The following is a 13,490-nucleotide window of genomic DNA, read 5'->3' on the forward strand; positions in this document are numbered from 1 at the left end:
AAATGCCTTTATGAAAAGAATTTGGATGGTTTTTGGGTTGCTTCTGGCCCTTATGCTTCTTTACCGGGTTTTCTGGGGTCCTGGCACCGGTATGGGAGTAAAGCGCACCAGCTCAGACGGAAGAGATAACCAATTCCATACCGACAGCGCCGCTACCCGCAGTACCACCCTAACTGCTCCTTCCCCTTCTTTGGGCGTGCTGGAAGGAAACTATGCCACCAAAGCCGATAGTATTGTGGCTTTCGCCCTCCAGCGCTATGGCTCTGACTACACCTACGGCGGCACCACTGAGGAAGGCTTTGACTGTTCTGGGTTCATTACCTTCGTCTTCAGCCGGTTTGGGGAGAAGATGCCCCACGGCACCTCGCTGCAAGCCAAACTAGGCACCAGCGTACCCGTACAGCAAGCCCGCAAAGGCGATCTCATCATTTTTACCGGCACAGACCTGAAAGACCGCACCCCGGGCCACTCAGGGATTGTGATTACCAATCCGCCTAAAGCTGTTCAGTTCGTGCACTCTTCCTCTAACGGCGGGGTGAAAGTGAGTGAGCTGGAGGGCACCCTCTACCAAAAACGTTTTCTGGACATTAGGCGCGTGCTCCCAAGGCCTTAGCGTTTAGGGGGTGTTTTTCAAAAAAGAGGCTCTAAACAGGAAACAGACAAAATAAGTAGCATTAGATCAATAGCTTACCTCCTATTAAACTGAAAGCTCAACGTTTCTGAAACCGCTGAATCTGTATTATTCTGAGGCAAATGAATTATCCAAAGAAAGAGGGTTCCGCTTAAATCCTATTTAATCATCTTGTTGATTATCAATCATTAAAAGAACTTATCAAAGGAAAATTTGGGCAAAAAAATACCCGGTCACTGCAGTAACCGGGTACGGAATCCTTTGAAATGGTATCAAGCGACACGAAAGAGAACTGCCTCTCAGTCGCATTGGGCTACCTCATGCCGGATTCGCCAGTAGACAAAGTCTAGTTAGCAAGCTTCAACACGGTTAACGGTTGACACATGAGCTAGGCTTAATACATTTTTACTGGGATTAGACACTTTTACCTCCTTTCTTTAAGTCCGACATAAACCCGACCGCTTTTCCAAGTAACTTATGGTTTGGCAGAGGGGCCCGGAGCACTCGCTTCCGTTTTATAAAGTTAAAAGACGCAAGGATAGTTCAAAAGGTTTGATGAAAAAATTTATGTTTTATCTGCGGTATTTTTTGGGCCTGATTTGAAGAATACCCATACCCACGCCAGCACCAATATAAACTCGGCTACGGCATCTAAAAAGTATACATCCAGGATCACGTCATGCAGGGCGTAGCGCACATCTACCGCGCCCATGCTCAAGGCACTGAAGAACCCCAGCAGCTCCGGGCTCCTCTCCCGCTGCCTCTGGAGGGCCGCCGTCAGCAGCGTGGCTCCAATGACCAGAATCAGAAGGCCTACCGTCACTACCAGCCATACTTCGTTCTTGGGCCCGGTCACGGCTAAAAAGCTGGGCATGTGCAACAAAGGCCAGATTCCCGTGAGCAGGAAGTAAACTCCCTGGGCCATCAATAAAATTTTCCTGAATTTCATTTGCCTATGCGTTAAACTGCGGCCCTTCTACCAGAAAGTTCTGTGGCAGAATTTTTTCGGATCATTATTTGCTTATATTTAGAGAACTAAACTAACGATCAGCAAGACGTATGAGAAAACTTCTTTTGCTAGCCCTTTTCCTTTGCCTCACCACGTTAGGCTGGGCCCAGAAAAAATCTCCCATTGGCATCTGGACCAACGAGGAGAAAGAAGCTCGCTTTGAGATTTACCAATGCGGCGACAAGCTCTGCGGTAAAATCATTTGGCTGAAGGAGCCCAACCGGGACGGCAAGCCTAAAACAGACCAATATAACCCAGATCCCAAGCTACAGAAGCGGCCTATCATTGGCTTGGTGTTCCTTAAAAACTTTGAGCTGGATGGCGACAAGTGGGACGATGGTACCATTTATGACCCTAAATCTGGCAAAACCTACTCTTCTTACATGAAGCTGGTGGGCAATGACAAGATTGAGGTGAAAGGGTACATTGGTATCTCTCTGATTGGCCGCACCCAAACCTGGACCAGGGTTCAATAAGACTTTCCATACTACCTATAATGTATAAGAGGGGCTTCTTTTGCAAGAAGCCCCTCTTATACATTATAGGCCCTGCCAGAGATTAGCAGATGTCCAGGATGGTGATTTTCTTGTCTCTGAAAAGGAACGTCTCTCCCTTGGTTTTTCCGGCCATGACCTGGAAAACCGGAGAGGCGGCAGAGATGGCGTAGAATTTCTCCCCGTCAATAACGATCTCCCCCAGGCTCACTGAAATAAAGTAATTCTGGGCGTCTGTGCGCACAATGGAGCCTAAGGCCACTTCTTCGTTTACCTTGTTGCGCACAATACGTTTCAGGATACTCAATTTGGCTTGGGCCTCGTCCAGTTGCTTTGCAAACATATCCCGCTGAATCTGACAGGCTTCCCTGAAAGACTCAAACTTATCTTCAATGGCACTCTGGCTTTCATTGGCACTTGTCTGTGCCTCTTCCATGGCCCGTCTGGCATTGTCTACAAAATCTGTTTGCTGCCGCAAACATTCCTCAAGTAACCTTTGCTTTATATCCAGGTCAAGGGTGGTTTCAGTAGTCATAGACATAGTTTTATAGGTCAATAAGTTAGTTCAACATGAAACAAGCTAAGCAGGCATAAGTTTTTGTTAACGACTATAGGAAGAAGCTGTTTTTGAGGCGTTTCAAGAAAAATAGGCTCTAAACGGAAGGCGAACTTCTTATGCACTTGCAAAGCTTTAAACTCTTAAACTAAATTTTTGTTGGCACTCTGGGCTGAATTTCCTGTAAATATTTTCACAGCTTTACTATTTTCACCTCAGTCATCTCCCCTCCCGCCTTCACCTTCAGCACATAGGTACCGGCTCCCAAATCTGCAAGCGACATAGCCGAACTGGCAGAACGGATGGTTCTGATGTGCCGACCCAGTACATCAAAGACCGCCACCTCCTCTACTACTCCTCTGTTCCCTTTCAGGTAGAACTGACCGGTGGTGGGGTTAGGATAAGCCAGCAGTTGGCCCGGCAAAAGAGTAGCATCATACTGTACGGCGTTCACGGCTTCCAGCAGCCATTGGTTGGGATCTACCTCAATGCCGGTCACGGTGCCACTCACCTTGAAGACATAATCTTCCAGATTCTCCTCCTGCTGTACCAGCACCAGTGTGTCTTTCTGCCCCATCCTGATCCTGAACTCCACTTCCGTTCTGAAAAGCGGGGTTTCCTTGCTGGAGGTGTGCTGCCTGCTTCTTAGCTGTAACGTATTTCCTGCCTGCGCCCAGGAAATATCAAAAATAGGATAGCCTTGCCCGTACACCCATTGGTCAAAGAAGTACTGGAAAGACCGGCCACTCACACGCTCCACCACGTGCTGGAAATCTCTGGTGTTAGCTACCTTATATTTGAATTCGTCTCTGTACGTGCGTAAAATCTGGAAGAAAAGAGCATCATTCTGCAAAGCATGCCGGAGCATGTGCAGCACCAGAGCCCCTTTGTCATAAGTGAGGCTGGAACTGAAGATGCGGGACACATTGGTGCTATCGGTTACAAAAACGGAGCCCTGGGGCTGGCGCAGGGAATTCTGATTAGCCATCTCAAGCCACTGCCGGGAATTGGCGGGCATAAGGCGCTCATAGGCAATGTACTCACTGTACGAGGCGAACCCTTCATTGAGCCAGATGTGGCTCCAGCCTGCGCAAGTGACCTCGTCTCCCCACCACTGGTGGGCCAGTTCGTGCGCCGTAAGTGAAAACTCAAAAGTAGACTGCGTGGTCATGGTTTGGTGCTCCATACCGCCTCCCATGGGAGCCATGCTATGCCCGTACTTTTCCCGGTGGAACGGATATATGCCGTATAACTCAGAGAACAGTTGCAGAAGTTGTCCTGTACGGTCAATCTCTGTTTTCATACTTGCCAATATGCCCGGGTAAATGTAATTCTGCACCAATACAGGCTCTGCCATTCCCGGAAGCTGCGTCCGGAAAGAATACTCCTCATAGGGCCCCACCGCCACTGAGATTAAGTAATACGCTATGGGGTACTTAGACTTCCATTCATATCGGTGTTTTTGATTTCCCATGGGAGTAACGCGCTGCAATACTCCATTAGAACCTACTTTATTGGCCACACTGGTGGTTACCCATACATCTACTGAATCTGCCTTATCTTCCAAAAGCTGTTTACTGGGAAACCACTCAGAAGCCGCAAAGGGCTCGCTTAAGCTCCAGGTAACACTGCCCCAAGGCGTGGCTGCGGTGCTGAACCCGTTGCCCACAAAAGAAGCAGCCCCAGTTGGCGCCCGTCCAGAATAAAACACCTGTACCTCCACTGTCTCTTGCTTTCCTTTGGCCGATGGGAGAACCGCCACTACCTCGCTGCCGGTGCGTTCAAAAGTACAAGGCACGCCCTCTGCCAGTACCTGCTCAATGGTAAAATTAGGATGCAACTCAAAAGCGAAATGGGTTAAGGAACTAACCATAGAAGTGGCGGAAAGAATAACATTACCGCTTATAGCTACAGAATTGTTCTCCAGCTGAAGGTCCAGTTTATACCAGTGTAGGTCGTAGTGCCGCATCAGTTCCTTATGGGCTTCTGAGGTGATGCCATCTGCCAAAAGCATGGGAGTAGTGACCATTCGTGCCGCCGCACAAGACTCAGTCGCTTTCCGCTGCGCATGAGCGAACTGTACAAAACTAAAACTAGCTAGAACCAGGAACAGGGCAATCTGTCGCTTCAAAGCAATCAGCCCACCGACAGGCATCAGTAATTTCATACAGTGGCAAAACATAAGGGGGAAACGAACGAAAAAAGACCTGAAATTTCTTACAGGTCTTCCTCAAATCTACTCATAAATATAGGCTATTCCACTATCACTTTGCCAGATTTCGACCAATTTCCTACTTGCACCTGCACCACATAAGCCCCTCTTCCATATCTACTTAAATCTAACTCTTTAGAGAAAGCTCCCTGCACTGTGCCTAAGTCCTCTTGGTACACCTTTTTGCCTTGGCTGTCCACCACTCTCAGCTTCGCCTTTGACTTATTCTGCACCGTAAAAGAAAGTTTAAGGCGGCCACTTGTGGGGTTTGGGTATAACTCAAGTTCTAGATTGGTCTCTTTGTTGGGTTCACCCTTTTTACTGTTCTTCCCAGCTTTTGCAGTTGCTTCCTTGGTCTCCTCTTTGATAATTACGGAAGGATTTACAATGATGATGTGCGTTCCTTTCCTCTGGCTCAATCGCTGTAACTCATACACACTAGGCGCCTCTCCTTCTTGGCTGCTTCTTAGGAACCGGATTACTTTCACCGCACCACTATCCCCTTCGGTTTTTACCCGCACAATATCTCGCAGAAAAATAGTGTCGGCGGAGAGGGTAAGGGCGCTGTCGGTCCATATAATCCGGCTTCTAAGGCGAAGCGAATCTGCTTTGGCATTTCCCCGCAAGACGAGCACGTCACCGGTGACAGAAGATAGTAGCTCATTGGCTTTGTCAATACCAAATGTCTTGTTGCCAATAACATGAATGCCTTGCAGATTAGCCAACAGTGAGTCTGTCTGGGGTATTTTGAGCAACACAGAGCGGGCCGAGTCCTGTGTATGGGCAATGCTGAATGTCAGTCCGTTCGGTTTCCTGATTTTGGAATAGGCCGAAGCCGTTATGGCTTTGATATCCATTTTTCTAAAGGCAGTGCTGTCCAGTTTCAGATTTTTCATTGCCTCCTCCACCGTCTGGCTACTCTTTATATCAAGGGTAGTGTCTAGCACATAGTGCTGCCCGTCTATCTCTTTCAGGATTTTCACCTTCGCCTTGATTGGCTTTGCAGGAGCCAGGGGCGTCTGTTTTTCCTGTGCCTGCGCACCGAAGGAAGCCAAGCTTCCCAGTAAAACCAGAAAGGCCAGCCATTTTATGGGGTATTGTTTCTTCTTCATAAAAGTGATAACTTAAGTATGGTATATCCTTGATACCTACAATATTACCGGCAAACTTCTTTAGAAGAGGTTAAGGCTTAGTTAATATCTGTTAAGGAAAAGTTAAACTCGCCTTTAGGCTCCGGGAAGATTTTATCTTTGTACAGATGAGAAAGAAAACACTGCTTTGGGTTATTGTGTTGATGAGCATTTCCCTCATAGGCCTGATTGGTTTTCAGGTGTACTGGATACACCATGCGGTACAGATGGAAGCAGAGGTTTTTGACCGGAACGTCAATGATGCGCTGCACCAGGTGGCCCGACGGCTGGAAACCCAGGAAGCTGTGCACTTCCTAAAGGAGGAAGCGCCACAGATACGGGCCGCCGCCTTTTCTTCTGAACCACTCACCCTTTCCCCCTCAGAGAATTCTCAGTCTACACCGGTCAATAATAAACAGTTGAGAACTCAGGCACTTGCTGCGCCAGCAGTGCCGCCTGCCTCTGCCGTTCAGACTGCATCGCCTCCACACCCTCCGCTGCTTTCTCCTGGCCCATTGGCGATTGCAACAAGTGAGATGACGGCCTTTTCTGCCTCTAATGTAGTAGTATCCAAAGCCAAGACCATCGCCATTGCGTCAGGCAAAGAACCTCAAACAAACATTTACCTCAAAGGTGTACGGGTAGAAGCACCAGCGGGAAAACCAGTGGAGATATTTGGGAAAGGCCCTACAGACTCTGTCGTGATTTGGAAGATTATTGCCGCTCAAAAGCCCATGCTTGACTCCTTCCACCGGAACAATCCTGTAAAGTACTTGTCTGGACCATTAGATTCTAGCATTGTTTTCAGAATGAGTTCAGATTCACTTCTCAGGGCCAGCCAACAGGAACTGCTACGCCAGATTAAGAATAGAAACATCAAAGAAGTACGGGTTTTAAAAGGGAAAGGCATTGACATTGTAGTAGATACTTTGCCAAATAAAACCTGGCGCCAAGCCATTACGCTTACCAAAGACTCCATAGGCGGCGCGGCGGCACTTTTGGGGCAAATGAGTAAGGAAAGAAGGTCCGCTGGGGTGGCACCTGCTACGGTAGGCTTTGGCTCTGCTTTCTCCCACCCAGTACCTCAGCAGGTCAGAAAAAAAAGAGCCGCCCCTTCGGCTTCCCGTAAACTGCCGCTTGAAAAAGAAACCCACGAAAAAGCCGAGGCCAAAGCTCAGCACCTGAACAAGGTGATGCAGCAAATGGCGGTGGAATACGTGCGCAAAGAAAAACCGCTAGCGGTGCGCCTGGAGCAACTGGATCTGGATCAGTTACTGGCAGATGAGTTCCTCACCCGCAACATCATCACCACCTACCACCATAGAATCCAGTCAGCGGCAGATAATATACACCCTACCATTCGTCTGACCTCCAACAAGGAAACGGTGCTGCCCCAGCTGGGCGAGAATGAGTATGCGGTGCGCCTTTTTCCCAATGATGTGATGTCGGCGCCCAGTTTCCTGCTGCTCCAGTTCCCAGACCGGAATCTGTACGTTTGGCAGAGTTTACTGATTCCGGCTATTATTTCGGTGCTGTTCACGCTCATCATTATTCTTACCTTTTCGTTTACCCTGTACACCATTCTGCGGCAGAAAAAGATCTCTGAGATCAAGAACGACTTCATCAACAACATGACGCACGAGTTCAAAACCCCCATCGCCACTATTTCACTGGCGCTGGACGCCTTGGTGAACCCAAAGGTGCGGAAGGATGAGGTACGGGTGGATTATTATGCCCGCATCATTCGGGACGAGAACAAGCGCATGCACCAGCAGGTGGAAAAGGTGCTGCAAACGGCCCAGCTAGAGCGGCAAACCATACAATTGGCCTGTGAGGAGGTGGATGTGCACCAGCTCATCAGGAAAGCCGTTGAGCCCTTCCAACTGCACATAGAGCAGCGCCAGGGACTGCTGGACCTTAAACTGGAGGCCCAACAATCAACTATCTGGGCAGACCCGGCGCATTTGGGCAACATGATTGCCAATCTGCTGGATAATGCCAACAAGTACTCTCCCACCGCCCCAAAAATTGTGGTACAGACCAACACTATCGCCAAGGGCATGCATATCTCCGTGGAAGACCAGGGCGCCGGCATGTCTAGGGAGGCCCAGAAAAGGGTATTTGAGAAATTCTACCGGGTGCCTACCGGAAATCTGCACAACGTGAAGGGCTTCGGGCTGGGACTCAGCTACGTGAAGACCATGGCCGAGGCCCACGCGGGCAGCATTCACCTCCGCAGCGAACTGGGCAAAGGCAGCAAATTCACCCTCTGGATTCCGTTTCAAAAACATTCGTAATTTTTCTGATGTCCACCGCCATGACTGCAACCGCCACCCGCCTTCTGCTGGTAGAAGATGACCCAAATTTCGGGACGGTCCTCAAAGATTACCTGGAGCTCCATGACTACGCGGTCACCCTCTGCACCGATGGGGTACAGGGCCTGCGCACGTTCCAGAGAGAACCGTTTGATGCCTGTATTCTGGACGTGATGATGCCTTTGAAAGACGGTTTTTCCCTGGCCACGGACATAAAAAAAGCCAATCCCCAAATGCCGGTCATCTTCCTCACGGCCAAAGCCATGAAAGCCGATATGCTGGAAGGTTTCCGGCTGGGGGCCGATGACTATATTACCAAACCCTTCGACTCTGAGATTCTGCTCTGCAAGCTCAAGGCCATTCTACAGCGCAAAGCCGTGACGGCCAGTCCGCAGGTTTCTATGGGCACTGAGTACCAACTGGGGCAGTATTATTTCAACTTCAAGACCAGACAAATCACCCGCGGGGCGGAAACCCAGAAACTTTCGCCCAAAGAAGCAGAACTGCTGCTGCTCTTGTGCCAATACCTGAATGATGTACTCCCCAGGGAGGTGGCCCTGAGCAAAATCTGGAAAGAGGACAATTATTTCACGGCCCGCAGCATGGATGTCTTCGTGACCAAGCTGCGCAAATTCCTCAAGGCAGACCCGGCGGTGGAGATCATCAACGTGCACGGCAACGGGTTCCGGCTGGTGGCTCCCGCACCCGAAGCCAAAGAAGTGGCCCCTGTTCTTTAGCCGTTTTCGGATTACAGCTTTTACAGGCTTCATAATCTTCTATTTGCGTTTAGGGGCTATTTTTGGAAAAACAGCCCCTAAACGCAAATGAAGATTATGCTCCTACAGACTGCTTTTCCTTGGCGCAGCTTCAAACTGTAGCCGCAGCCAGTGCTAAAATGAATAAGAGTAAACTGTCCAGTTTTGTGCCGAAATTGGAAAAATCGCCCCTAAACGCAAAAATCAAACATTTCTTAGGGAGGCTTGCCGGGAACGGAATATTTTCAGCATCTTCACGGCCTTGAACAACCGTAAGATTGGCTTATGAAACGCATCGCAATTTTCCCTGGCTCTTTTGACCCCTTCACCAACGGCCACTATGATGTGGTGCAGCGCGGCTGTGAGATGTTTGACCACATTATTATTGCTTTGGGGAACAACAGTAGCAAGAGCCGCTATTTTGCAGTGCCAGACATGCTGAAGATTATAGAGGGCGTGTTCAAAGGCAACCCCAAGGTGACGGTACAGGCGTACAAAGGCCTCACTGCCGACTTTGCGAAGGAAGTAGGCGCACGTTTCCTGCTCAGGGGATTACGCAACACCACCGACTTTGAGTATGAGAATACCATTGCGCAGGCCAACCGCCACGTGAACCCAGACCTGGAGACCGTGTTCCTGATCACCTCTCCTAGCCTGGCGGCCATCAGCTCTTCCATCATCAGGGAGATTCACCGGTTTGGCGGCAACGTGCAGGATTTTATCCCTTTCCAGCTTTCTTCACTGCCGACAGATAATCCCGGATCACAAATTGGATAGAGGCGTAGGAGTCTGCCAGCACTTCTAAGACTTCGTCTGGGGTCATGAACCGCACTTCCTCAATAAATTCCTCGGCTTGGGGCTTCATATAGGTATCATCCAGGCATTGCATGGTGAACCAGCTGGTCTTCTTCAGGATTTTCTTTCCTTTGTAGGCGTAGGAGTGCCAGGTATTGGGCAGTTCACCGGTGATGGCTACTTTAATGTTGCATTCTTCCTCCACCTCGCGCAAAGCGCCCAGGCGCTCTTCCTCGGCTTTGTTCAGTTTACCTTTGGGCAGGTCCCACATGCCCAGGCGGTAGATCATCAGGATTTTCCCGTCTTTGATCACCAGTCCGCCGGCGGCTTTAATGATCTTGAACTGGTCTTTTAAGTGCTCAATGAGCTTCTTCTTTTTATCAGTGACCAGCGTGAGGGACTCCAGTTTCTTGAGTTTCTTCACTTCCATGAGCCGCACCAGGCGGTCAATCAAAGCGGCGTCCACGTCCCGGATGAGCACATCACCTACCAAGTCTTTGGAGGTGAACTGGTCGTCTTTACCCAGCACTAGATCATATTTATGCTTAAAGATCTTTTCACTGCTCTTTTTAATGATCAGTGGGATATCGTTGATAAAGACATTCATGAGAGGTCGCTTATGTACGTAGCGTAAAGAGGTACAAAATAAGAAAGAAATTTCATAGGGCACAAGACGCACCGCTACGGAAAAGATACGGACTAATTGTGTAATTTCGCCCATGCCACACACAGAAACTGCCGCGCAGATAGCGGCCTACCTCCTGGAGACCCAAGCGGTACGTCTCCGTCCAGAGCAACCGTTCAAGTGGAGTTCCGGCTGGAACTCCCCTATTTACTGCGACAACCGCGTCACGCTCTCTTTTCCGCATATCCGTAGTTATATCAAAAATGCCCTGGCCCAAGCCATCAAAGCCCACTTTACGGACGTGCAGGCTATTGCCGGCGTAGCCACTGCCGGCATTGCGCAGGGCGCTCTGGTAGCAGATTTATTGGACTTGCCGTATTTATACGTTCGGCCGGAGCCAAAAAGCCACGGAATGGGCAACCAAATTGAAGGAAAACTGGAAGCCGGCCAGAAAATAGTGCTGGTGGAAGACCTCATCTCCACCGGCGGCTCCTCTCTCAAAGCCGCCAAAGCCGTGCAGGCCGCCGGGGGCGAAGTCATCGGCATGGCCGCCATTTTCACCTACGGTTTTCAGCAAGCCGATGATAATTTTGCCGCCGCCGGCATCCCTACCGTGTGCCTCAGCCATTACAACGCTCTTCTGGAAACCGCTGCCGCCCAAGGCTATATCTCCACAGAGGCCATCTCTACCCTGGAGCAATGGCGCCAGCAACCCGAAATTTGGGGAAAGTGATTTTAATTAAGAATGGGGAATTAGGAATTAAGAATTATTCTTAGATTCTGCACTATCTACGTAAAGGCGTTTAGCGGCTCTTTTTGGAAAAAGAGCCGCTAAACGCCTTTCTGCTGTTTTTCTGCGTATTACTTTTTCCCACCATTCTTAATTCCTAATTCTTAATTCCCAATTATGAAGATAGGTTTGCTTTCAGACACGCACAGTTACCTGGATGACCGTATTCTGGCGCTCTTGCAGGGCTGCGACGAGATTTGGCATGCCGGTGACTTTGGGACGGCCGCCGTTTCAGAGCGATTGGCACAGGTTGCCCCTCTCAAGGGTGTGTACGGTAACATTGATGCAGGAGACGTGCGGGCGCTGCACCCTAAAAACCTGCGTTTTACCTGCGAAGGCCTAGACGTGCTCATGACGCACATTGGCGGTTACCCCGGCAAATATGCCCCAGAGGTACGGGCTATGGTCAAGGAAAACCCTCCCGGCCTGTTTATCTGCGGGCACTCGCACATTCTCAAAGTCATGCAAGATCCCAAGCACGGAAACCTGCTGCACCTGAATCCCGGCGCGGCCGGAAGGCACGGGTTTCACCAGATGCGCACCATGATGCGGTTTGAGGTGCAGGACGGAAAGGTACTTAACCTGCAAGCCATAGAGTTAGGCAAGAGGGCATAAAAAAAGTGTAACCAAACTGGTTACACTTTCAACTATCGTGTAGATAAGAGTAATCGCGTACGATTGCCGAAAGGCAGTAGGCGAACGAAAAAACGCAGAATTACTCAGCAGCAGCCTCTGCGGCTGGAGCGGTGGTGAAACGAGCTTTCAGCTCTTCAACATCCACGTTTTTAATTACCGGAGTAGACAACAATTGCTTAATGATGCGAGTTTTGTTGTTCTGTCTTGCTTTATTCTTGCGGTCTTTTCTTTTTAATCTAGTAACTGCCATCGGTCAATATTTAAAATTGAATCGCAAAAGTAAGTTATTACTTTTACAATCTCAATAGTTCAGCCTAAAAAAACACATGAATCCTATCATAGATCTCCGGAGCGACACCGTGACCAAACCCACTCCCGCCATGTTGCAGGCCATGTTCCAGGCCCCGGTGGGCGATGATGTCTACAGCGAAGACCCCACCGTAAATGAGTTGCAGGCCTACGGGGCCAACCTCTTCGGGATGGAGGCGGGCCTCTTCTGCCCTTCCGGCACCATGACGAACCAGATTGCCATTAAACTGCACACCCAGCCGCTCTCTGAAGTGATCTGCGACCGCACCAGCCACATCTATGTCTATGAAGGCGGCGGCATCGCGTTCAATTCAGCGGCATCGGTGCACCTGGTAGACGGCGTACGCGGCAAGATTACGCCGCAGCAGGTAGAGGCGGCCATCAACCCAGACAACATTCACTTCCCCGTTACCCGCTTGGTTTCTCTGGAAAATACCTGCAACAAAGGCGGCGGCTCCTATTACACGGTGCCTGAGATTGCGGCCATTGCCGAGGTAACACGTAAACACGGCATTGCCCTGCATTTAGACGGTGCGCGCGTGTTCAACGCGCTGGTGGCCTCAGGCGAAGATGCCCGGGCCTACGGCAATCACTTTGACACCATCTCCGTGTGCTTATCCAAAGGGCTGGGAGCTCCGGTGGGTTCTCTGCTATTAGGTCCCAAACCGCTCATTGAACAGGCCAAGCGGGTGCGCAAAGTATTGGGCGGCGGTTGGCGCCAGGCCGGTTATTTAGCCGCCGCGGGCTTATACGCCCTGCAGCACCACGTAGAAAGGCTGCGGGAAGACCATGACCACGCCACGCAATTGGGCAATGCCCTGCAACAGGCGCCGTATGTGACCGAGGTGATGCCCGTGGAAACCAATATCGTGATCTTTACCCTGGCGTCCGAGGTGAACACAGACCACTTCCTGAAGTACCTGCAAGGCAAAGGCATTGTCGCGTCTTCCTTCGGGCCGCAGAAGATCCGGTTTGTAACCCACCTGGACCTTTCCCCAGAAATGGTACAGGATATTATAAACGCGCTAGCTGATTTTGCTCAATAGTATTGCGTTTAGGGGCTCTTTTTTGAAAAAGAGCCCCTAAACGCAAATTTCATTTGAAGACCTCTCTCCTGCTTTGGTACACTCCAGGCTTTTCTAGCTGGGTAATATTCGTGGTTATAAATATTTGAGGGCTGGTCAAGATATGTAGCCGCAAAATTATTTATTTTACCTGAACAATGACCTAGGC

The 13,490-nt window shown here is 49.9% G+C and carries 14 protein-coding genes; 8 read left to right on the forward strand and 6 right to left on the reverse strand.

The genetic code is table 11. The annotated features are described in order from the left end of the window. The first annotated feature begins 10 nt into the window (after positions 1 to 10). Complete coding sequence (locus tag EFA69_RS17945) at positions 11 to 613, forward strand: C40 family peptidase (protein ID WP_123134438.1); 603 nt, start codon at positions 11 to 13, stop codon at positions 611 to 613. A gap of 583 nt (positions 614 to 1,196) precedes the next feature. Here the strand turns inward: EFA69_RS17945 and EFA69_RS17950 are convergent. Next, positions 1,197 to 1,580 carry a hypothetical protein gene (locus EFA69_RS17950; protein ID WP_123134439.1) on the reverse strand — a complete coding sequence of 128 codons (384 nt, stop codon included), beginning with the start codon at positions 1,578 to 1,580 and terminating at the stop codon, positions 1,197 to 1,199. Between the two features lie 110 nt (positions 1,581 to 1,690). On the opposite strand from EFA69_RS17950, the gene EFA69_RS17955 reads away from it, so the two are divergent. Continuing rightward, positions 1,691 to 2,116 (forward strand): DUF2147 domain-containing protein, encoded by a 426-nt coding sequence (locus tag EFA69_RS17955; RefSeq protein WP_123134440.1) that lies wholly within the window; start codon positions 1,691 to 1,693, stop codon positions 2,114 to 2,116. Positions 2,117 to 2,198: 82 nt separating this feature from the next. On the opposite strand, the gene EFA69_RS17960 is transcribed toward EFA69_RS17955, so the two are convergent. The 3 genes from EFA69_RS17960 to EFA69_RS17970 all read right to left on the reverse strand — a co-directional run bounded on the left by EFA69_RS17960 (position 2,199) and on the right by EFA69_RS17970 (position 6,014). Beyond that, the gene (locus EFA69_RS17960) at positions 2,199 to 2,675 is read right to left on the reverse strand and encodes a hypothetical protein (protein ID WP_245964625.1); all 477 of its coding nucleotides are present in this window, start codon (positions 2,673 to 2,675) and stop codon (positions 2,199 to 2,201) included. 208 nt (positions 2,676 to 2,883) lie between these two features. Further along, entirely contained in the window at positions 2,884 to 4,857 is a 1,974-nt protein-coding gene (locus EFA69_RS17965; RefSeq protein WP_183906857.1) for a M1 family aminopeptidase, read from the reverse strand. Between the two features lie 86 nt (positions 4,858 to 4,943). Then, positions 4,944 to 6,014 carry a T9SS type A sorting domain-containing protein gene (locus EFA69_RS17970; RefSeq protein WP_123134443.1) on the reverse strand — a complete coding sequence of 357 codons (1,071 nt, stop codon included), beginning with the start codon at positions 6,012 to 6,014 and terminating at the stop codon, positions 4,944 to 4,946. 146 nt (positions 6,015 to 6,160) lie between these two features. Between EFA69_RS17970 and EFA69_RS17975 the strand changes: the two genes are divergently transcribed. From EFA69_RS17975 to coaD, 3 genes are all read left to right on the forward strand, one after another. Beyond that, complete coding sequence (locus EFA69_RS17975; RefSeq protein WP_123134444.1) at positions 6,161 to 8,329, forward strand: sensor histidine kinase; 2,169 nt, start codon at positions 6,161 to 6,163, stop codon at positions 8,327 to 8,329. Positions 8,330 to 8,349: 20 nt separating this feature from the next. Next, positions 8,350 to 9,084 carry a response regulator transcription factor gene (locus tag EFA69_RS17980; RefSeq protein WP_123134905.1) on the forward strand — a complete coding sequence of 245 codons (735 nt, stop codon included), beginning with the start codon at positions 8,350 to 8,352 and terminating at the stop codon, positions 9,082 to 9,084. A 303-nt stretch (positions 9,085 to 9,387) separates the two neighbouring features. Further along, the gene (gene coaD / locus EFA69_RS17985) at positions 9,388 to 9,879 is read left to right on the forward strand and encodes a pantetheine-phosphate adenylyltransferase (RefSeq protein ID WP_123134445.1); all 492 of its coding nucleotides are present in this window, start codon (positions 9,388 to 9,390) and stop codon (positions 9,877 to 9,879) included. Here coaD and EFA69_RS17990 read toward each other — a convergent pair. Beyond that, complete coding sequence (locus EFA69_RS17990) at positions 9,821 to 10,504, reverse strand: NUDIX hydrolase (protein WP_123134446.1); 684 nt, start codon at positions 10,502 to 10,504, stop codon at positions 9,821 to 9,823. The two genes, coaD and EFA69_RS17990, sit on opposite strands and share 59 nt — an antisense overlap. A gap of 112 nt (positions 10,505 to 10,616) precedes the next feature. Between EFA69_RS17990 and pyrE the strand changes: the two genes are divergently transcribed. Then, on the forward strand, positions 10,617 to 11,255 hold the full coding sequence (gene pyrE / locus EFA69_RS17995) for an orotate phosphoribosyltransferase (RefSeq protein ID WP_123134447.1): 639 nt from the start codon (positions 10,617 to 10,619) through the stop codon (positions 11,253 to 11,255). Positions 11,256 to 11,429: 174 nt separating this feature from the next. Then, positions 11,430 to 11,927: a metallophosphoesterase family protein gene (locus EFA69_RS18000; protein WP_183906858.1), complete on the forward strand. Its 498-nt coding sequence runs from the start codon at positions 11,430 to 11,432 to the stop codon at positions 11,925 to 11,927. A 100-nt stretch (positions 11,928 to 12,027) separates the two neighbouring features. Here EFA69_RS18000 and EFA69_RS20380 read toward each other — a convergent pair whose 3' ends face one another. After that, positions 12,028 to 12,198: a hypothetical protein gene (locus EFA69_RS20380; RefSeq protein ID WP_183906859.1), complete on the reverse strand. Its 171-nt coding sequence runs from the start codon at positions 12,196 to 12,198 to the stop codon at positions 12,028 to 12,030. Positions 12,199 to 12,274: 76 nt separating this feature from the next. On the opposite strand from EFA69_RS20380, the gene ltaE reads away from it, so the two are divergent. After that, the gene (gene ltaE / locus EFA69_RS18005) at positions 12,275 to 13,303 is read left to right on the forward strand and encodes a low-specificity L-threonine aldolase (RefSeq protein WP_123134449.1); all 1,029 of its coding nucleotides are present in this window, start codon (positions 12,275 to 12,277) and stop codon (positions 13,301 to 13,303) included. Positions 13,304 to 13,490: the final 187 nt, after the last annotated feature.

Source organism: Rufibacter immobilis (genome assembly GCF_003721565.1).
GTDB classification, from domain to species: Bacteria; Bacteroidota; Bacteroidia; order Cytophagales; family Hymenobacteraceae; genus Nibribacter; species Nibribacter immobilis.

Excerpts from the sequence above, each read along its gene's own strand:
- EFA69_RS17945 (WP_123134438.1), top strand. The coding sequence starts at position 11 with ATGAAAAGAATTTGGATGGTTTTTGGGTTGCTTCTGGCCCTTATGCTT.
- EFA69_RS17950 (WP_123134439.1), bottom strand. The coding sequence starts at position 1,580 with ATGAAATTCAGGAAAATTTTATTGATGGCCCAGGGAGTTTACTTCCTG.
- EFA69_RS17955 (WP_123134440.1), top strand. The coding sequence starts at position 1,691 with ATGAGAAAACTTCTTTTGCTAGCCCTTTTCCTTTGCCTCACCACGTTA.
- EFA69_RS17960 (WP_245964625.1), bottom strand. The coding sequence starts at position 2,675 with ATGTCTATGACTACTGAAACCACCCTTGACCTGGATATAAAGCAAAGG.
- EFA69_RS17965 (WP_183906857.1), bottom strand. The coding sequence starts at position 4,857 with ATGAAATTACTGATGCCTGTCGGTGGGCTGATTGCTTTGAAGCGACAG.
- EFA69_RS17970 (WP_123134443.1), bottom strand. The coding sequence starts at position 6,014 with ATGAAGAAGAAACAATACCCCATAAAATGGCTGGCCTTTCTGGTTTTA.
- EFA69_RS17975 (WP_123134444.1), top strand. The coding sequence starts at position 6,161 with ATGAGAAAGAAAACACTGCTTTGGGTTATTGTGTTGATGAGCATTTCC.
- EFA69_RS17980 (WP_123134905.1), top strand. The coding sequence starts at position 8,350 with ATGACTGCAACCGCCACCCGCCTTCTGCTGGTAGAAGATGACCCAAAT.
- coaD (WP_123134445.1), top strand. The coding sequence starts at position 9,388 with ATGAAACGCATCGCAATTTTCCCTGGCTCTTTTGACCCCTTCACCAAC.
- EFA69_RS17990 (WP_123134446.1), bottom strand. The coding sequence starts at position 10,504 with ATGAATGTCTTTATCAACGATATCCCACTGATCATTAAAAAGAGCAGT.
- pyrE (WP_123134447.1), top strand. The coding sequence starts at position 10,617 with ATGCCACACACAGAAACTGCCGCGCAGATAGCGGCCTACCTCCTGGAG.
- EFA69_RS18000 (WP_183906858.1), top strand. The coding sequence starts at position 11,430 with ATGAAGATAGGTTTGCTTTCAGACACGCACAGTTACCTGGATGACCGT.
- EFA69_RS20380 (WP_183906859.1), bottom strand. The coding sequence starts at position 12,198 with ATGGCAGTTACTAGATTAAAAAGAAAAGACCGCAAGAATAAAGCAAGA.
- ltaE (WP_123134449.1), top strand. The coding sequence starts at position 12,275 with ATGAATCCTATCATAGATCTCCGGAGCGACACCGTGACCAAACCCACT.